The 19,319-nt window shown below is 70.2% G+C and carries 14 protein-coding genes; 2 read left to right on the forward strand and 12 right to left on the reverse strand.

The genetic code is table 11. The features are described 5' to 3' along the window. Positions 1–30 precede the first annotated feature (30 nt). The 4 genes from ACIRDX_RS12415 to ACIRDX_RS12430 all read right to left on the reverse strand — a co-directional run bounded on the left by ACIRDX_RS12415 (position 31) and on the right by ACIRDX_RS12430 (position 6,130). On the reverse strand, positions 31–1,197 hold the full coding sequence (locus tag ACIRDX_RS12415; RefSeq protein ID WP_396625748.1) for an exo-beta-N-acetylmuramidase NamZ domain-containing protein: 1,167 nt from the start codon (positions 1,195–1,197) through the stop codon (positions 31–33). 481 nt (positions 1,198–1,678) lie between these two features. Then, entirely contained in the window at positions 1,679–4,147 is a 2,469-nt protein-coding gene (locus ACIRDX_RS12420; protein WP_396625749.1) for a fused MFS/spermidine synthase, read from the reverse strand. Between the two features lie 103 nt (positions 4,148–4,250). Beyond that, positions 4,251–5,048 carry a PhzF family phenazine biosynthesis protein gene (locus ACIRDX_RS12425; protein WP_396625750.1) on the reverse strand — a complete coding sequence of 266 codons (798 nt, stop codon included), beginning with the start codon at positions 5,046–5,048 and terminating at the stop codon, positions 4,251–4,253. After that, a complete protein-coding gene (locus ACIRDX_RS12430; RefSeq protein ID WP_396625751.1) occupies positions 5,048–6,130 on the reverse strand; it encodes a branched-chain amino acid aminotransferase in 1,083 nt (360 codons plus the stop codon). Before ACIRDX_RS12430 ends, ACIRDX_RS12425 begins: the two co-directional genes overlap by 1 nt. A 251-nt stretch (positions 6,131–6,381) precedes the next feature. On the opposite strand from ACIRDX_RS12430, the gene ACIRDX_RS12435 reads away from it, so the two are divergent. Then, complete coding sequence (locus ACIRDX_RS12435; RefSeq protein WP_396625761.1) at positions 6,382–8,184, forward strand: amino acid transporter; 1,803 nt, start codon at positions 6,382–6,384, stop codon at positions 8,182–8,184. A 123-nt stretch (positions 8,185–8,307) separates the two neighbouring features. On the opposite strand, the gene ACIRDX_RS12440 is transcribed toward ACIRDX_RS12435, so the two are convergent. The 7 genes from ACIRDX_RS12440 to ACIRDX_RS12470 all read right to left on the reverse strand — a co-directional run bounded on the left by ACIRDX_RS12440 (position 8,308) and on the right by ACIRDX_RS12470 (position 17,468). Next, a complete protein-coding gene (locus tag ACIRDX_RS12440) occupies positions 8,308–9,954 on the reverse strand; it encodes an aminotransferase class V-fold PLP-dependent enzyme (protein WP_396625752.1) in 1,647 nt (548 codons plus the stop codon). After that, positions 9,951–11,207, reverse strand: a complete 1,257-nt coding sequence (locus ACIRDX_RS12445) for a RidA family protein (RefSeq protein WP_396625753.1) — start codon at positions 11,205–11,207, stop codon at positions 9,951–9,953. Before ACIRDX_RS12445 ends, ACIRDX_RS12440 begins: the two co-directional genes overlap by 4 nt. 79 nt (positions 11,208–11,286) lie before the next feature. After that, entirely contained in the window at positions 11,287–12,351 is a 1,065-nt protein-coding gene (locus ACIRDX_RS12450) for an RluA family pseudouridine synthase (protein WP_396625754.1), read from the reverse strand. Positions 12,352–12,475: 124 nt separating this feature from the next. Continuing rightward, on the reverse strand, positions 12,476–13,996 hold the full coding sequence (locus ACIRDX_RS12455) for a Gfo/Idh/MocA family oxidoreductase (RefSeq protein ID WP_396625755.1): 1,521 nt from the start codon (positions 13,994–13,996) through the stop codon (positions 12,476–12,478). Positions 13,997–14,247: 251 nt separating this feature from the next. Then, on the reverse strand, positions 14,248–14,862 hold the full coding sequence (locus ACIRDX_RS12460; RefSeq protein WP_396625756.1) for a phosphatase PAP2 family protein: 615 nt from the start codon (positions 14,860–14,862) through the stop codon (positions 14,248–14,250). 172 nt (positions 14,863–15,034) lie between these two features. Continuing rightward, positions 15,035–16,198, reverse strand: coding sequence for an AAA family ATPase (locus tag ACIRDX_RS12465; RefSeq protein ID WP_396625757.1), 1,164 nt, complete (start codon positions 16,196–16,198; stop codon positions 15,035–15,037). Positions 16,199–16,211: 13 nt separating this feature from the next. Beyond that, positions 16,212–17,468, reverse strand: a complete 1,257-nt coding sequence (locus ACIRDX_RS12470; RefSeq protein WP_396625758.1) for a hypothetical protein — start codon at positions 17,466–17,468, stop codon at positions 16,212–16,214. 152 nt (positions 17,469–17,620) lie between these two features. On the opposite strand from ACIRDX_RS12470, the gene ACIRDX_RS12475 reads away from it, so the two are divergent. Beyond that, the gene (locus tag ACIRDX_RS12475) at positions 17,621–18,361 is read left to right on the forward strand and encodes an RDD family protein (protein WP_396625759.1); all 741 of its coding nucleotides are present in this window, start codon (positions 17,621–17,623) and stop codon (positions 18,359–18,361) included. Between the two features lie 111 nt (positions 18,362–18,472). Here the strand turns inward: ACIRDX_RS12475 and ACIRDX_RS12480 are convergent, their stop codons facing one another. Then, entirely contained in the window at positions 18,473–19,267 is a 795-nt protein-coding gene (locus tag ACIRDX_RS12480) for an alpha/beta hydrolase (protein WP_396625760.1), read from the reverse strand. Positions 19,268–19,319 lie beyond the last annotated feature (52 nt).

Below are 19,319 nucleotides of genomic sequence, written 5' to 3' on the forward strand. Positions count from 1 at the left end.
CCCAGCCCCCAGCCCCCATTTACGCCGTGTTCAGTACAGCAAGCACGCCGACCGCAGCGCGTTGAACGAGCTGGCGTCGAGTCGGCACGCGACGCTGACCTCCATCGGCGTGGCACCGGCATCGACGGCGGTCCGGAGCACGTTGGAGCCCGCGAGGATGTCGATCGGCATCTTCTCGTATTCGTACTCGTAGGGCGGCGGCCGCCACGGCAGCCGACGATCGGGCAGGGCGTCACGGAACTCGCACAGCAACGCGATCGCGGCATCGACCGAACGGAAGCGCTCGCGGTCGGTGACGTGCAACTGGCACCCGCCGCACGTGATGCGCGCGTGCTTCTGGAACGTCGGCTCGAAGTACGAGGGACGGAAGTGCACGCCGGGCAGGCCGTGCGCGTTCAGGCGTGCCGCCAGGCGCTCGGCATCGACGCCCGGGTGGCCGACCAGCTCGAACGGCCGGGTCGTGCCGCGGCCCTCGGACAGGAGCGTGCCCTCGAAGAGCACCATGCCCGGATAGACGATCGCCGTGTCGAGGGTCGGCATGTTCGGCGACGGCATCACCCACGGCACACCGGTCGCGTCCCACCACTGTCCGCGGTCCCAGCCCTCCATCGTCACCAGCTCGAGCTGCGCCCCGAGGCCGAACTGCTCGTTGAACAGCTTCGCGAGCTCGGCGATCGTGAGGCCGTGGCGTAGCGCGATGGGGAAGAGCCCGACGAACGACTCGTAGCCGGGCACGAGCATCGGTCCCTCCACCACACGACCGCCGATCGGGTTGGGCCGATCGCACACGAAGGCGGGGATGCCCTTGCGGGCGGCCGCCTTCAGGCAGTTGGCCATCGTGTAGATGAAGGTGTAGACGCGGGTGCCGACGTCCTGCAGGTCGATCACCAGCGCGTCGAGCCCGTCGAGCATCTCGTCGGTGGGCTCACGCGTTTCGCTGTACAGCGAGTAGACCGGCACGCGTCGCGTAGCATCCTCGGCGTGCGGTGTCTCGATCATGTTGTCCTGCAGCGTCGAGTGGAACCCGTGCTGCGGGCCGAAGATCGCGCCGAGCGTGACGCCCGGTGCCGCGCTCACCTGCTCCACCGCATGCACGAATCGGCCGTCCACCGAGGACGGATTGGCAACGAGGCCCACGCGAAGGCCGTCGAGGCGTCCGGAGGCGAGCAGGCGGGTCAGGCCGAGCGTCACAGGCACGGGGAGATTCTAGTCAAGGGACAAGGGACACGCACGCAAGTCACCAGGGAGACCAGGAACGAGGGACAAGGAACGGCAGGGACCAGTGACGAGAAGGGCAGGGCGGGACTGCATGCCGGCAACAGGGCTGCGTCTCGGGCTCCGCCGACGGGAACCCTGTCCAGGGTCCCTTGCCGTCCCCGGGCCCTGGTCCCTGCCCCGTCTCTGGGCCCTGCCCCGTCTCCGGTCCCTGGCCGTCCCCGTCCCTGGTCCCTGCCCCGTCCCCGGTCCCTTGCCGTTCTCGTCCCTTGTCCCTGCCCTTGCCTGGTGACTTGCGTACTCGTCCCTTGTCACTTGTCCTTCCGGCCGGCACGAACGTCATCCCTGCCCTGTCCCCGGTCCCTGGCCGTCCCCGTCCCTGGTCCCTGCCCTGTCCCCGGTCCCTTGCCGTTCTCGTCCCTGGTCCCTGCCCTTGCCTGGTGACTTGCGTACTCGTCCCTTGTCACTTGTCCTTCCCGGCCGGCACGAACGTCACTGGTGCCGACGAGGTGATGAACGGGCGGACGTCGCCGTAGACGTTGCTCAGGTCCATCGGCTTCTCGCCCTGGGGGCGCGAGAGGAAGTACTCGACCAGCGGGTGGTCGTCGGTGGTGACCGGGCCGTCGCCGACCAGCGCCCGCGCGTCGTCCGGGCTGCCCACGAACTGCCTCAGCAGCTTGTCCTCGCCGTCGAGGTTGAAGCCCTCGAGCACCTTGCGGAGCACCGGGTCCTCGAGCTTGCGGCGGTAGGCGTCGAGGTCGACCTTCAGGCGCCCCTTCATGCCGATCATCAGGCTGCCGTCGCCCCACAGCGTCATCTCGGGGAACACCTGGCGGAACGTGCGCAGGATCAGCGCGTACTCGGTGGCCGTGTCGCCGCCGTTCCACTGCAGCACGATCCCGTCGTCTTTCAGCGCGCGCTTGACCAGCTCGAAGTACTGCACCGAGTACACGTTGGCCGCGCCGGCGTGGCGCGGCAGGATCACGTCGGCCGTGATGATGTCGTACTGCTTCGGCGGGCTCAGCAGCAGGAAATTGCGGCCGTCGTCCACGCGCAGGTGCACGTTGGGCTTCGAGAGCACGTCGCGGTTGGCCGTGCGGAAGAACTTCGCGCCCCTCACCACGGTGTCCGAGAGTTCCACGACGTCGACCTGGACGTTCGGGAACATCGCGATCGCGCCCGGCGTGGTGCCGGCGCCGAGGCCGACGACGAGCGCGCGCGTGGGATGGGGGTGCAGCGCCGTCGGCAGGAAACCGATGCGGCTGTGGCCGAAGATCGTCGACCGCATGTCGTTGGACTGGTGCATGCCGTCGAGGTACATGATGCGCATGCGGTCCTGCACGCGTGCACCGGTGCGACGCTCGTGGATGGCCACGCTCGTCTGCACGCCTTCCTCGCGCCAGATGCGGCGCTCGTTGCGGTGGAAGTTCGTGAGCGCCACCTCGAAGGGATCGACCTCGAACACCGCCAGCGCGGCGAACGCCGCCAGGGCCGTGGCGGTCATCACGGTGGCCGCGCGCCGGTGCGTCTTCCAGAGCGGCACCACGAGGAGCAGCGCGCCCGCCAGGGTGACACTCGCGAGCGCGAGCAGCGTGCCCGTGGCGCCGAGCGTGGGGATCAGCACGAAGCCGGCGCCGGCGGCGCCCGCGATCGCCCCGCACACGTTCACGGAATAGAAGATGCCGGCCAGCTTGGCCGCGCGGCCGTCGTCGGTGGCCGTGCCGGCCCACACGCGCAGGCCGATCGGGAACGCCATCCCGAGCAGCAGCGCCGTGGGCAGGATGGCCAGCAGGCTGGCGACGAGCAGCGGCGAGAGGTACGCGAGGACCGGCGAGTCGGTGAGCGTGCGCCGCAGCCAGTTCATCGAATAGACCGTGAGGCCCAGGCCCTGGAACGACGACAGCGCGAGCACCGCGATGCCGAGCTCGAGCCCGGCCAGCCACGCGAGCAGGTTGCGGCCGCGCTTGAGGATCGGCGACGCAAGGTAGCTGCCGAGGGCGATGCCCGACAGCACCGTCCCCAGCATCAGCGTGAACGAGTAGGTGGTGGGCCGCAGGAAGATGACGAGCACGCGGAACCACAGCACCTCGAGCGCGAGCGACACCGCGCCCGACAGCCCGAACACCAGCAACACCGCACGGCGCGTGAACGCCGAGGCTTCGACCCCGGGCGCGTCGACAGCGACGCCTGCCTGAGGAGAGACGCCATCGGCCGCCGGTGAGGACGCTCGATTCCCGACTCCCGGCTCCCGATTCCCGTGAGCGGCATCCGTCCTCGTGCTGGCGATGATGGCGGCGATGCCGATCAGCGCATTCAGCGTGGCAGCGAGCCTGAAGGCCGCCTGCAGGCCGATGCCGGGAATGAGCACGAAGCCGGCCAGCAGCGCGCCGGCGATGGCGCCGGTCGTGTTGATGCCGTAGAGCAGGCCGATGCGCTGGCCGACGTCGCGATTGCCGGCCAGGGCCGACTTGAGCACGAGTGGCAGCGTCGCCCCCATGAGCACGGTGGGCAGCAGCAGGACCGAGAACGACAGCAGGAAGCGCACGAGCGTCAACTGGCCGAGATTGCCCGCGAGCGATGGATACCAGCCCATGTACAGCCGGGTCACGGCGTCGAGCGCCCAGGGCGTGAGCAGGGCCGTGATGCCGACGAGCAGCTCGGCGATGCCGAACAGGCGCAGCGGCTGCTTCGTGCGCTCGGCGACGTAGCCGGCAATCAGGCTGCCGATGGCCAGGCCGCTCATGAAGCTGGCGAGCACCGTGCTGGCGGCGTACACCGTGACGCCGAACACGAGCGCCAGCAGCCGCAGCCACAGGGTCTGGTAGATGAGGGCGCAGAACCCGGAGAGGAAGAACAGCGTCAGCAGGAGCGGCAGGAGCCAGCGTGCCGTAGTGCGGCCCCCTGCCTGCGGGCCCTCGTTACCGTCGAGCATCCGGAAATGCTAGCAGGCAGCGTACCCGGGGAGGTAGGGCCGGGTGTCCCACCCGGCCGCTATCGACGACGGCGCGGTCGGAGACCGCGCCCTACCATGGTGGTCAGACCGTGATCGTGCCTTCGAGGTAGCAGACGGCCTTGCCGGTCATCCGGACCCGTTCGCCGTCGATGGTGCAGCGCAGGGCGCCACCCCGCTTCGACACCTGCCGCGCCTCGAGCGTCGTCCTGGCCAACCGGTCGGCCCAGTAGGGCACCAGCGTGCAGTGCGCCGACCCCGTCACCGGGTCCTCGAGGACGCCCGCTGCGGGCGCGAAGAAGCGGGACACGAAGTCGGCCCCCGGCGACAAGGCCGGATCGGCAGGCGCCGTGGCGATCATCCCGAACACGCCAAGGGCCTTCACCTTGGCCATGTCCGGGGCGAGCGCCCGGACCTCCGCCTCGGTCTCGAACACGGCCATGCAGTCGCGGGCCAGCCAGAGCTCGTTGGGCTCCCCACCGAGCGCCACGGCCACCTGTCGGTCGCGCGGGAGCGGGCGCGGGCGCCGCACCGGGAAGTCGAGCGTGTAGGCCTCGCCGTCGCGCGACACGACGAGAGGGCCGCTCCGGGTCTCGAAGGTCACGGCGGGGGCGCTCTGGCCGAGATGCTCGAACAGCACCGAGGCCGCCGCGAGCGTCGCGTGTCCGCAGAGGTCGACCTCGACCTCGGGGGTGAACCAGCGCAACTGGTACTCGGCGGGGCCGGTCGGCACGAAGAAGGCCGTCTCCGCCAGGTTGTTCTCGGCGGCGATCCCCTGCATCGTCGCGTCGGGCAACCACGACTCGAGTGGGACGACGGCGGCCGGGTTGCCCCGGAACACCTCGGCCGTGAAGGCATCGACCTGATAGATCGGCAGGCGCATCAGATGATCACCCGCCAGCCGCGCGGGTCGGGATCGAGGCCGTACTGGATGCGCGTGATCGCGTCGTAGAGGCGGTTGGCGATCGGCCCGGGGTTCCCGCCGTTGATCACCATGTCGCCCTCGTCGCTGGCGAGCGTGCCGACCACCGAGACGACCGCGGCCGTCCCGACGCCGAACACCTCCTGCAGCCTGCCGCTGGCGTGGGCCTCGCGCACCTCGGTGATCGACACCAGGCGCTCTTCCACGGGCAGGCCGAAGTCGCGGGCCATCGTCAGCACCGTCTCGCGCGTGATGCCCGGGAGGATGCTGCCGCCGAGCGGGGGCGTGACGAGCGTGCCGTCGATGACCAGGCACAGGTTCATCGTGCCGACCTCCTCGACGTACTCGTGGCCGATCGCGTCGAGCCACAGCACCTGGTCGCAGCCGCGCGCGCGGGCTTCCTCGGCCACCTGCAGGCTGGCGACGTAGTTGGCGGCGGCCTTGGCGGCGCCGATCCCGCCCTTCACGGCGCGGACGCGCTCCTTCTCCACCCAGATGCGCACCGGCTTCAGCCCGCCGGCGTAGTAGGCGCCCACCGGACCCGTGATGACGAAGAACGTGTAGGTCTTCGAGGCGCGGACGCCGAGGAACGGCTCGGTGGCGATGATCGTCGGGCGGATGTAGAGGGCCGTGCCCGGCGCCGACGGCACCCAGTCGGCATCGACGTTCACGAGCTGGGCGATGCCCTGCACGAAGAGCTGCTCGTCGATGGCCGGGATCGACAGGCGCCCGGCGCCGGTGGCCATGCGGTGCGCGTTGCGATCGGGGCGGAACAGCGCAATCCGCCCGTCGGCCTGCCGGTACGCCTTCAGGCCCTCGAACATGGCCTGGCCGTAGTGCAGCACCGAGGCGGCCGGGTCGAGCGCAAGGGCGCCGTACGGCACGATGCGGGCGTCGAGCCAGCCCTGGCCCTCCACGTAGTCGACCACGAGCATGTGGTCGGCGAAGTGCTTGCCGAACCCGAGGGCGTCTTCCGCGGGGCGGGGACGGGGCGACGAGGTCCGGGTGACCGGGATCACGGGGGCAGACGCGCTGACGGACATGGGGTGGGGCCTCCTCGGCGTCGCATCCCGCCTCACGGCAGGGCGGGGCGTCGTCGGATTGGCCGATTGTAGCTTGCCGGGCACCGAGGAGCGGCGTAGTGTTGTCGTTTGCCGTGCGCCCGAACGTCCTCCCCGGGTGTACACCGAACCTCGTGACGACCACACCACTCCGGTCCTGGCTTCTCGCGGACCTCGAACCGGACGCCGCCGCCGGCCACGCCCCGGTCCACACCGCCTCCTGGTGGAAGGTGATGTGCCTGACCGGGGTCGACTATTTCTCGACGCTCGGCTACCAGCCCGGCATCGCCTTCCTGGCGGCCGGCGTGCTGTCGCCACTGGCGACGCTGGTGCTGATCGCGCTGACGCTCTTCGGCGCCCTGCCCGTGTACCACCGGATCGCGGCCCTGAGCCCCCACGGCCAGGGGAGCGTGGCGCTGCTCGAACAATTGCTGCCGCGCTGGCGGGGCAAGGCGCTTGTCCTCATCCTGCTCGGGTTTGCCGCGACCGACTTCGTGATCACGATCACGCTGTCGGCCGCCGACGCCACCGAGCACATCATCCACAACCCGTTCGCGCCGCACTGGCTCGACTACCCGGTGTGGCTCACGCTGCTCCTGCTTGCCCTCCTGGGCGCCGTGTTCCTGAAGGGCTTCCGCGAGGCGATCGGCCTGGCCGTCGTCATCGTGATCGGCTACCTGGCGTGCAACGTGGTGGTGCTGGCGGTCGAACTGTGGTCGATCCTGCACCATCCCGAGTACTTCGCGAACTGGCGCACGGCGCTGGTCGCCTCGCACGGCAACCCCGTGATGATGGTGGCCGTGGCACTGTTCCTGTTCCCGAAGCTGGCCCTCGGCCTGTCGGGGTTCGAGACCGGCGTGGCCGTGATGCCGCTCGTGAAGGGCGATCCCGGCGACACCGAGGCACAGCCGACCGGGCGCATTCGCGGCACGGGCCACCTGCTGACCAGCGCGGCCATCATCATGAGCGTCCTGCTCCTGGCCAGCAGCCTGGCGACGACGCTCAACATCCCGGCGTCGGCGTTCGAAGAGGGCGGGGAGGCGCGCGGCCGCGCCCTGGCCTACCTCGCACACCGTGACCTCGGCGTCGTGTTCGGGACGGTCTACGACATCCTCACGATCGCCATTCTCTGGTTCGCCGGCGCATCGGCCATGGCGGGACTGCTGACGCTGATCCCCAAGTACCTGCCGCGGTACGGCATGGCGCCGGACTGGGTGCGCGCCACGCGGCCCCTGGTGCTCATCATCCTCGCCGTGACGTGCGCGGTCACGGTGATCTTCCAGGCCGATGTCGAGGCGCAGGGCGGCGCGTACGCCACCGGCGTGCTCGTGCTGATGACGTCTGCCGCGCTGGCCACGGCCATCCACGCGCGACGCACGGGAGGCCTCACGTGGGCCTTCGGCGCCATCACGCTGGTCTTTGCCTACACCACGGTCGTCAACGTCATCGAGCGCCCCGACGGCCTCAAGATCGCCAGCTTCTTCATCGCCTCGATCATCGGCACGTCGCTGCTGTCGCGGGTGCTGCGCAGCACCGAACTGCGCATCAAGCACGTGAGGTTCGACGAGTCGGCGGGCGCGTGGCTGGCCTCGCTCACCGCGCCCACGGTGCGCGTGATCGCCAACCGTCCGGACAAGGGCGTGGAGTCCGAGTACGCCGCCAAGTGGCGCGAGGCGCGCAGCAGCCACCACATCGAGAGCCTCAACAACGTGTTGTTCCTCGAGGTGCAGCCGGGCGACGCCTCCGAGTTCGTCGACGACGTGCTCGAGGTAGCCGGCGTGCAGATCGGGCCCTATCGCGTGCTGCGCTGCAAGAGCCCGGCCGTGCCCAACGCGATCGCCGCACTGTTGCTGCACGTGCGCGACGCCACGGGCCGCGTCCCGCACGCCTACTTCGGCTGGACGGAAGGCAACCCGATCGCCTACCTGTTGAAGTTCATGGCGTTCGGCGAGGGCGACACCGCCCCGGTCACGCGCGAGGTGCTGCGCCAGATCGAGCCCGATCCGCAGTGGCGCCCCCGGATCCACCTGGGCTGAGTCTCGCGTCTGGCCACTCGACACGGAGCGTCGCCCGAGGTCGACGCCTCCGACCCCGTACCCGGTACCCCGTACCCCGTACCCCGTACCCTGTACCCGGTACCCGGTACCCGTGTGCCGACCCTACGTCGCCAGCGGCGGCCCCTTGGGCACCACGACGCGCGTGCGCTGTGCCGGGTACACGTGTTTCTTCGCCGTGAAGGTCGCGGTGAGGTACTCGCCCATGTGAATCGAGCCGGCCAGGGCATCGCCAGACACCGTGCCCGAGAAGGTGAACGTCACCGAACTGCCAAGCGTCCGCTCGACGCTGCGCAGCGTCACGGTGGTGCCCTCGATCGTGCCCACGACGTCGCGCGTCGAGAACTCGCCCTTGTGGGTGCCTCGCAGCCAGTTGCCGTCCTGCTCGAGCGCCAGCGTGTGCTGGCCCTTGCTGCTGGGGAACGCGATGTCGACGTCCCAGCGCCCGGCGACGGTGGTCGCTGGCGCGGGCATCGCCGTCGAGCGCGGCTCTCGCCTGGTCGTCAGCACGGCGTGGATGCGGTCGGCGACGATCCGGGCGTCGCCCGGCTGCATCATCCACGCGGTCACCGAGATCGATGTGACCGTCGGGTCGGCCTGGCGACCCCGGCCGCCGGCGCCGACGGCGATGCGTGGCTTCGTGCTCGCCAGGTGCTCGGCGACGTCCTCGCCCGTGATGTGCAGCGCGGCCGGATCCCACGAGATGGTGAGGGCCGGGCTGCGGTTCGAGAGCCCCGTCGGCAACTGCACGGACGTCTTCACGCCCGCGACGGTGGACACGCGGGCGGCCACGGCGTCGAGCCACGACAGCCAGGTCTTCCAGTCGGCGTCGTGATCGCGCGTCACCCAGGCCTCGACGGCCGCCAGCATGCCGAGCGTTTCCTCGCGCCCGACCTTGTTGTCGCGGCCCGGACCGTGGTGCGGGGCGCTGGCCTGCCACGCCGACAGGAGCAGGTCCTTGCGCCCGAGCAGCAGGCCCGCGCACTGCGGCCCGCACAGCGCCTTGCCGCCGCTGTAGGCGACGATGGTGGCGCCCTGCTGGAGGTGCACGTTGGGGACCGTGAGGATCTCGGCGGCCGCGTCGATGAGGATGGGGATGTTCCTCGGCCGCGCCATGCGGGCGATGTTCTCGAGCGAGAGCGGCCCGGAGGAGGACTCCTCGCCGGCGTTGAGGTAGATCATCGCGGTGCGCGGACCGAGCGCCCGCTCGAACTCCTCCGCCGTGTCCACCGTGATCATCGTCACGCCGATGTTGCGAATCGCGGCATCGTAGACGTTGCGCGAGTAGCGCGGGCTCACCACCTCGGTCTTGTCGAAGCCGGTGAGATCGGGGATGCGCACCAGGCGCTCCGGGTTTCCGCCCGTGACGCAGGCTGCAGTGACATGCTTGAGCCCAGCAGCGCAGCCCGCCGACACCATGCCCCACTCGGCGCCGGTCAGCTCGGCGAACCGCTGGCCGACCGCCATGGCCAGCTCGTCGATCTGCACGAAGTGCTTGCTGGCGGCATCCATCGCGGCTCGCACTTCAGGGCGCTCGATGGATCCGCCGATGATCGTGAACGTCCCGCGGCAGTTGATCACCGGCTCGACGCCGATCGACTGGTAGATGTCCGGTCCCGGCTTCAGCGGGCCTGCTGCGGCCGCGCCGGCCGCGTGCACACCGACACCTCCGACGAGCGCCGGCACGGCAAAGGCGTGCCCCATCTGCAGCAGTTCGCGTCGCGTGACGCCATCGTCTCTGGTGTCGGTCATGGTTTCTGCCTCACGGCGATCAGGGAAATCTGCTCCAGGCCGGGATAAGTGTCCTGGTCACGCGGCGTGCGGTCCACCGGCGCCACTTGCGCGATGGTGGTGCGGGCCGGGGGACTCGTCGGAAAGTATTGCGCGTACACCCGATTCATCCGGGCGAAGTCGTTCATGTCGTCGAGGTAGACGTTGGTGGCGACCACGTCCGCGAGCGCGAGGTCCGCTTCCTCGAGGCCGTCGAGCAGGTTCCGCATCGTCTGCCGCACCTGCGCCTCCACGGTGCCCACCCAGATGCCCTGCAGTCCGCCTGGCCCGACGGCTGGCCCGGGCGTGAACGGTCCCTTGGCGGAACAGTAGTACGTGTCGTCGGCCAGCACGCACGGACTGGCCGTCGCGCTCGGCTTCATGTTCCTCGGCCTGAAGGCGCGGCGCAACGACAGGTCGACGATCGCCACCCCCGTGAACGCGATCGTGTTGCCGCCCGGCAGGCTCGTCACGTTGATGGTGGCACGCGCTGGCGTGTTGCCGAACTCGAAGTGCCGCGCGTAGATGTCGTTCATGCGCCGCGAGGCCGCGCCCGTCAGGTACGGGTTGACGAACACGACATGGCGGAAGTCCATGCCGGCTGCGGCGAGCACCCGTCGCATGTTGTCGAGCGCGAGTTGCACTTGCGCATCGGGATCGGCAGGAATCGCGCCCGTGGCGGCGTCGGCACCCAGGGCGCTCGACAGGAACAGGCGATTGCCGGCCAGCACGGCGGGCGACGACGACTGCGGCCGATGGCCGGGCGGAGCGATTGGCCGCCGCCGCGCGAGGTCACGGAACGCGACCGCGTTGATCTCGACCGCGATGTCGGTCGGCAGCCGATGCACCCCCAGCACCGCTCGCGCGGGAGGCGCGTCCGGGAAGAACTCCTGCCAGGCGCGGTCCATCACCTCGTACTGCGCCATGTCTGTCAGGTAGACCTGGCAGTACGCGACATGGGCGAGCGTGAGACCTGCGGCGTCCACCACGGCCTTCACGTTCCGCAGCGTCTGGCGGACCTGGCCATCGAAGGTGTCGGGAAGGCGCCCTGCGGCGTCGCGCCCGCCCTGCCCGGACACGTAGAGGAAGTCGCCAGCGAGGATGCCCGGGCTGTACGGGCCGATCACCGTGACACCTGGCGGCGTGATCACGCGCGAGGCCGCTGCCGACGGCATCGCCTCTGGCACGAGGAGCAGGCCAGCGACGAGTCCGATGAGCGGCGCGACACGTGTCATGGCACCTCGGTGGTTGGTGGGCTCACGGGACGATCACTGACCGTCGGACAAGTCCGACGGCTACGACGTCAGGATACGGTCAGGCGTGAGGCGTGGCGCCAGGGCGTACGCGGCCGACGCTCGCATCCCAGGATCCGCCCGGGTTGACGCCGAGGGCCTGGAGTCGCGCGGGAATCGGCGCGGTGACGTCGAGCACCTCGCCCGTCATCGGGTGGGGCATCACGAGTCGCCATGCGTGCAGCGCCTGCCCGTCGAGCGCATCCACCTGGGCCTTGGTCATCGGAGGAAGCTTCGCCTCGGCCTTCGGGCTGCGGTAGATCGGGTCGCCCGCGATCGGCCAGCCGGCGGCCAGCAGGTGCGCGCGAATCTGGTGGAGGCGTCCGGTGCCCAGCGTGCACTCGAGCAGCGCGAGGCCGTCGGGCATCGGCCACGTCGATCGCAGCCGCTGCACGTACGTGATCGACGGCCAGCCCTCGTCCACCACGCCCACCTGCGGCGGGCGCTCCGCGATCTTCCCGAGCGGGTAGGTGATGGTCGCGTCTTCGGGCGGCCTGCCGATCACCACGGCCAGGTAGGTCTTCGAGGCGTGATCGGTGGACAGCAGGCGCGCCGCCCGCGCATGGACACTGCGCGACTTGGCCACCAGCAACACGCCCGACGTGTCGCGGTCGAGGCGGTGCACCAGCCCGGGGCGTGCCGTGGCGTCTTCCCAGCCACGGGCCTTGTGGAGCAGGGCGTTGAACAGCGTGCCCGACTGCAGTCGCCCGGTGGGGTGCGCCACCATGCCGGCGGGCTTGTTGACGACGACGAGCCACTCGTCTTCGTAGAGCACCGGGACGTCGAGGGCCTCGGCCGCGTGCACCTTGCGGACGCGCGGCGTCGGCAGCGTGACGACGACCTCATCGCCCTGACGGAGCGACGAGGACGCCCTGCGTCCTTCGCGGCCGTTCACCGAGATGAGTCCGGCATCGAGCCAGCGCTGCACGCGGGTACGCGACAGGCCCGGCTCGTCCGCGAGATGGCGCATCACGGCCTGGTCGAGGCGCAGGCGCTCGTCGCCGCGGTCGGCGACGAACTGCCGCTCGACCACCGGCGCGGTACTCCTCGCGGTGCTTCCCGACTCGGGACCCGTGCCCCTCGACATCCCTTCATTGTCACCCCAAATGCCGCATCGAGGTAGGGCGCGGTGTCCCACCGCGCCGCCGTTGGCTAGCGGCGGCGTGGCTGGCCCTGAGCGCAGTCGAAGGGGACACGCCGCCCTGCCTCCGTCACCCGACGAGTTCTCCCCAGCCCGGCCGGTACACGGCGCGGCGGATGAGCGCATTGGCCTCGTCGGAGTTGGTGAAGCGCGCCTGGGCCGCATCCCACAGCAGCCGCTTGTACGGCACGCGTAACGCGATGCCGGCGAGTGCGACGGCCTCGGCCAGCGGGCCGACGGCCTCGAAGCTGCCCTTCGACGCCTTGCCCTGTCTGATCGCGCCGACCCATTCATCGTCCGGACTCGTCGCGTCGAACTGCGGGACGATGACGGAGCCGGCGAAGGCTTGTTGCCGCTTCTTCGGCAGGAGCCGCGGCGCGTTCGCCCTGAAGTCGCACAGGATCATGCCGCCGTCGCCCACGATCAGCATGCCCTCGTCGGCGAAGTCCTCGCCGTCCTCGAGCAGGGCATCGGGCGTCGCCGGCTTCATGCCGCCGTCGTACCAGTAGGTGTCGACGGCAGGTCGCTTCGCCGTGGCTGGATGCCGCCACCGGATGGTGCTCGACTTCGGGAAGGCGACCTGCGACACGTGTCCACCACGGCTTACGCGTGCGTCGGTGACCCACGCGTCGTTGTTGGGGCGGGCCTCCACCCACTCCGGCACGCCGAGGCCGAGGATGCGGTACGGCTGCCAGAGACTGTAGTGGCCCATGTCGCCGAGGCACCCGGTGCCGTAGGCATACCAGCCTCGATACACCGAGAACGTGTACGCGGGGTGATACGGACGGTCCGGCTCAGGCCCCTGCCACAGCGTCCAGTTGAAGCCGTCGGGCACGGCCGGTCCCGACGCATGGTACGCCTGCATGCCCTGCGGCCAGAACGGCCGGTTGGTCCAGTTGTGCACCTCGCGCACGGTGCCGATGGCGCCGGCCGCGATCCACGCGGCCAGGGTGTGCCGGTCGGGCCTGTTGCTGTAGGCCAGCAGGTGCGACGGCGCGGTGCTCTCGCGCGCCGCCAGCAGCGTGCGGTGCACCTCGTGCAGCATGGCAGCGACCGGCTTGTGCGAGATGGCGGCCTTGTTCTTCCGCAGCGCTGCGATGTTGATCGGGCCGTGCTGGTGATCGGGCGTGATGTTGACGATGCCCTGGATGTCGGACTCGCGATCGAGCATCTCGCGGAAGTCCTCGTAGGCCCGGATGCCGGTGGCCGGCCGTCCCTGCTTGCGGTACCACGTCTCCATCACCGACTTCGCGACCTCGCGGCCGGCCCGCGTGGCCCGGTCGCCCTCGCCCCACGTCGGGTCGTCGAGGAACTTGCGCACGGTAGCGCGCGTGCCGAACGGGCTCCAGTCCACGTAGTCGTCGCTGTTGCGGTTCGGATCGACGACCGCGACGAACTGGATGTCTGGCCGGCGCACCAGGTTGGTGTTCACCTGCCGCAGCGCCTGTGTGCCGCAGCCGACCTGCGCGAGCACCACCATGTCGCTCGGCGCGATGTGCCCACGGCCGCCGAGGACACGGCGGGGGACGATGGTGAAGGCTGACGCGGCCGCGACGCGGCCAAGGAAGTCACGACGACCGTACGTGGTCATGGCTGGACTCCGACGCTGGAGACTGGATGGTGACGCGCGAAGTATGCCAGAGAACCGGGTGCCGGGTACGGGGTACCGGGTACGGTTCAGCGGGCACCGGGCGCCGGCCCGCGGGCACCGCGCACCGAACGCCGAACGCCGAACTCGGGCTTGTCCGCCGTAGCCGCGGCGAAGGTGGAACGTAGCCGTCGCGCTTGCGCGACGGTCGGGCCACGTCAGGAGAAACAGGAGGCGACCGGCGTTGGCGCCCGTCAGCCGTCGAGGCGGTCGACGGCGAGCTCGATCAGCGTGAACGTCGACCACACCAGCGCGAGCGTCATCAGCAGGTCGCTGGGCCAGTGGGCGCCCATGCGGACGCGGGCCCAGGCACCGAGGAGCACGAGGACCCACGCCACGATCGAGATGGCCAGGCCGGCGTCGCGCTGGCGCGTGCGGAAGGCGTAGATGGCCAGCGGCATCCACGCGCTGAACCAGGTGGTGGCGAAGGTGGACGGGAACGAGAAGCCGCTTGCCGGCCGCACGACCTCCACGAACTCCGCCGTCGGCCGCGCGCGATGCACGACCTCCTTCAGCGGCTCGCCGCCGTACCACCACAGCAACATCAGCACCGCCGTGGCGACGAGTCCCTTGAGGCGTCCGCGCCAGGTGGCCAGCAGCAGGCCGGTGCCGAGCACGCCGTACACCACGGGCTTGCCGGCCAGCGACGTGAGCCACGCGGCGAAGCCCGCCGGCAGCGGCAGCCGCTGGATGAACCGTGCGACCTCGGGGTCGTACGGCCAGCGCGGCACGAACATCGCCAGCGGGAGGACGATCGCGATCAGGACGAGCGGGAGCAGCCAGCGGGAGCGGGTCGAGGCCTTCGGCACGGCAGGATTCTAGCGGACGTCATGCCTCATGCCTCATGAATCATTGCGCATGGAAGGTGCGCGGATCGTTCCGGCATTCAAGACTCGCCGATGTGCGCCTGGCGGCGCACGGCGAGTTCTCGGCATCGCAGCATCGCGGAATTGACTGCGGCGCGCACCGAAGGCCGCGCCGTCACCTGCCCGGCCACTTCCACACCGGTTGGTCCTGCCAGGGGACGTTGGCCACCACGGTCTCGCCGTGGCGCTTCTCGAGGGCGACGAGATGGCAGTCGGGCTCGGAGGCGAGCGCCTCGATCAAGCGCGGCGCGTGCGACACGACGATCACCTGCGCGGCGCGCGAGGCCGTGGCGATGAGGCGGGCGAGCGCGGGCAGCAGGTCGGGGTGCAGGCTCGTCTCGGGCTCGTTCAGCACAAGCAACTCGGGCGGCCGCGGCGTCAGCAGCGCGGCCGCGAGCAGCAGGTAGCGCAGCGTGCCGTCCGAGAGTTCCGCGGCGCGCAGGGGCCGCAAGAGGCCGTGCTGGCGGAGCGTGAGTTCGAAGGTGCCCTCCGACTCGGCGATCTCCACCCGCGAGCCGGGAAAGGCGTCCTCCACCGCGCCGTGCAGTGCCTCGGCATCCCCGAGCTCGTCGATCGTCTGCCACGCCGCCGCGAGCGACGCGCCCTCATCGTCGAGCACCGGCGTGTGCGTGCCGACCTGCGGACGACGGGCCGGGGCGTCGCGGTCGGTGCGCAGGTGGTCGTAGAAGCGCCAGCCGCGCATCTGCTCGCGAATCAGCAGTGCCTCGGGCGCGCGGAGCGGGTCGGCGCAATGCGTGAGCATCGTGTCGAAGCTGGCCAGGTCCTGCAGCAGCACATCCAGTTCGCCCTCGGGCGTGCGGCCCTGCACCAGGTTGGCGCGCCTGTCGAGCAGCACGGAGGAGAGCCGGAACGTCGAGCCGGTCCAGATCACCTCGCGCTTGATCTCCGGGTCGCGGAAGAACGCCGTCTTGCGCGGCGCCGGCAGGCCGAGGTCCACCGCGTAGGAGAACGTGTCGCCCGCGAAACCCAGGCGCAGACTCACCACCTGCTTGCGCCCCGTGCCCTGCACCGGGTGGTCGCCGGCACGGACCGCGCGGGAGGGCTGCTCGGGGCCCGCCCACAGCGTTGACGACAGCCCGCCCTCGCGCGCGAGCGCCGGCACCAACTGGCCCTGAGCGGCGTCGGCCAACAAGCGCAGGGCGCGGTAGATGTTCGACTTGCCGCTGCCGTTCGGCCCGGTGATCAGCGTGAGGGGCTGCAGCCCGAGCACGAGTTCCCGCAGCGATCGATAGTCGGCGACGGCGAGGGTGTGGATCACGGCCCGACGCCCCTCAAGGCTTCACGGGCGACGCCCCGCGCGAGATCCGGGCGACGAAGATCTGCCGCGTGCCGTCACCGGCGTCGAGGCCAGGGAAGAGGAACGCATCGCTCGACCGGTTCCAGGCCGGCGATCCGTCGATGCGGAGGTCGCCCGAGGTGAACCGGCCCCGCGTCATCTCCGGCGTCCGCGCCCATGTCCCGTCAGCGAGACGCAGCACCGTATAGCCGTTGCTGCCGCTCAGGCTGTGACCATTGACGAACCATTCGGCGTCCGGCGACAGCGCGATGTCGCCACCCGGCTGAGGGAAGACGCCGGGCCCGCCAATGGTCGCCACCACCTGCCGCGTCGTGACGTCGTAGACCACCTGGCGCCCTTCCTTGACGCCGACCATCCGGGTCCCGTCGCGCCACTCGGGATGCCCGCCGAGATGCTCGTGCATCGTCAGTCCCGTCCCGTCGGGCCTGATGGTGCACGGGATGTCGATGCGCTGCTTCGGGTCGTCGAACACCGCCCGCACGTAGAAGTAGATGTGACTGTCGTCGCGGCTCCACAGCGTGTGATTGATGAACAGGGCCTTGTCGGCCACGTCGGGTCGTGCCGGCCGGATCAGCGCCGCCAACTGCGCGTAGGACACCAGCAGCCGTCGCGTGCCGTCGACCGCGTCCACCAGGTGGATGCCGTCGTCTTCAGGGTGGAGCACACCCGCGGTGTAGTCGTGCGCGCCCGGGTAGCCCGTCACTCGTCGCAGTCGCGCCAGCCTGGCGTAGTTGATCGCCAGGTAGCGCCCGCCACGCTGGGCGACGCCGCTGTTGGCCACAGGCGTGTCGGCGAACCTGAACTCGCGGACCCGGCGGCGCTCCGGCACGTCGTAGAGGACGGTAAAGACCTTGCCGGACGCCAGGTCGCGGTCGTTGAAGAAGAACCGCGTGGCCGGCGAGGTCGGATCCCAGTAGAACATCGTGCCTTGCTGGGGATTCCATCCACGGGACTCGGTCAGCGGCACGACGCGGTTGCCCTCGGTCGTGTCGATCACGGTCACGTCCGCCGCATCGGTGGGCTCGGGCATGCGGTCCTGGAAGGCGGTTCGCAGGGCCAGCACGTAGCGACCATCCCCGCTCCACGGGATCGTGCGCGCCTGCCCGATGTAGCCGAAGAAGTGGTGTCGAGGTCCGCGCGTGAGTTGTGACACGGCCACGTGCCAGTCCACCGACGTCGATTGCAGGGCCAGGCCCATGCCTGCGAGGAGTGCCAGTGCCATCGAACGCATGTGCGGATCCTAGTCGCAATGAACCCTGAACGATCCAGCCAGGCACCGACGAAGGTGTCGCGGGTGCTGCCGAGAGACCTCGGCCTGGCAGAAGCGGCGGCGGCTGGGCCATCATGAGGCGCCAATCACCCCATTCGGGAGGAACCACAGGCATGGCGGGACGCGTGTTCGACCTGGTGACCCACCAGGTGGTCGACGACTCGTTGCTCGGGCGCGAACTCGCGCCACCGCTGCGGCGGTTGCTGGCCTTCGGTATCGACGTGGCCCTCATTGTCGTCCCGACCATCGTTGCCGCCGTCCTGTGGTCGGCCCTCGCGCTGCGGGTGAGTGACAGGCCCGCCTACGACGCCCTGCGAGCGATCGTCGACGGTCGCGTGCGCACGGAGGCGCAGTCGCTCGACGCGATGACGGCCCTGCTCCCCAAGCTGATGGACATCGGCGCGCAGGGGCTGCCGCTCGAGGCGATTGCCGCGGTCCATGCCGGCCGGCCGCGAGAAGGGGCCGCCTACCTGACGGACGCCAACATCGAGCTGTCGCTCGGACCTGGCGAGGACCAGCGTGCCCTGAAGCCAGGATACGTGCGGGTGCCCGTGGCGAAGTTCGTGCCCGAAGTCGCGCGCGCGGCCGCGCTGTTCGGCGTGCCGGCGCTCTACTTCACGCTGCTCGGACTGACGTCGTGGGGCAGCCTCGGCAAGCGCCTGCTCGGCCTCGAGGTCCGCCGCATCGATGGGCAGCCGATGACGCTCGGCACGGCGTTCGAACGCTTCGGCGGCTACGCCTCGGTGCCGGGCACGCTCTTCACGGGGCTCGCCGACCTCTGGCGCGATCCCAACCGCCGGCTCGCACATGATCGCGGCACCGGTACCGTCGTCCTCAGGCGACGGGTGCCGTGACGGGAGTCGGGAGTCGGGCTGTTGCCCCGTAAGCCGTACGCCCGTGGGCCGGGCTGGGACAGCCGGCCCTACCTTCCTGAGCCTCGAGCCCTGAGCCCTGAGTCTCTCGCGTCAGTCGTGCGCGGCGAAGAAGCGCAGGGTGTCCTCGAGATGCCTCTCCCAGTAGGCCCACGTGTGGGCGCCGGGGAACTCCTCGTAGGTGTGCGCGATGCCGCGTGCTTCGAGATCCCGGTGCAGCGCGCGGTTCTCCTCGATCAACTGGTCGTCCACGCCGCAGTCGAACCGTAGTGGTGGAAGGCGGTCTCCGGCGCGGATGATGGCGTCGAGCACGGACGCGTCCTCGGGTGGTGCGCCGATCGACGCGACGTCCTCCTCGATGAACTGCACCATCTGCGAGATGTGCGTGATCGAGGAATGACCGGACACCGCGCGGAAGGCGTTGGGGGACGCCGCACCGAGCCGGAGCGCCCCGAAGCCGCCCATCGAGAGACCGGCGATGAACCGCGGGACATCGTGTCGCAATCCCGGTATGGCCTCGCGCGTCGCCAGGGGCACCTCGTGGACGATCCAGCGCGCCGCGTCGAAGCCGTCGGCGTGACGCACGTACCCGGAACCATCCCCGCGCAGGCCGTCGGACGGCATCGCGAGCGCGAACGCCGGAATGGCGTCGTCGGCGATCAGCCGCGCGGCCGTGCGATGGGCGCCGCCCTGCAGCGCCCAGGCCCAGTGACTGCCGTACACGCCGTGCAGGAGGATCACGAGACCTGCGGGCTCGTCCACGCCTGGCGGACACCACACGGTGACGTCGCCGCGCCCACGCAGGGCCGGACTCTTCACGGTGACGTGGCGCAGGCCGTCGTGCTCGAAGCGCGGGTCGGACACGCAGACGGTGCGGAAGTCAGTCATTGGTCACGCCTCGTGGGTCATTGGTCATGCCTCATGCCTCATGCCTCATGCC

The organism is Luteitalea sp., assembly GCF_044337415.1.
Classification (GTDB): Bacteria; Acidobacteriota; Vicinamibacteria; order Vicinamibacterales; family Vicinamibacteraceae; genus Luteitalea.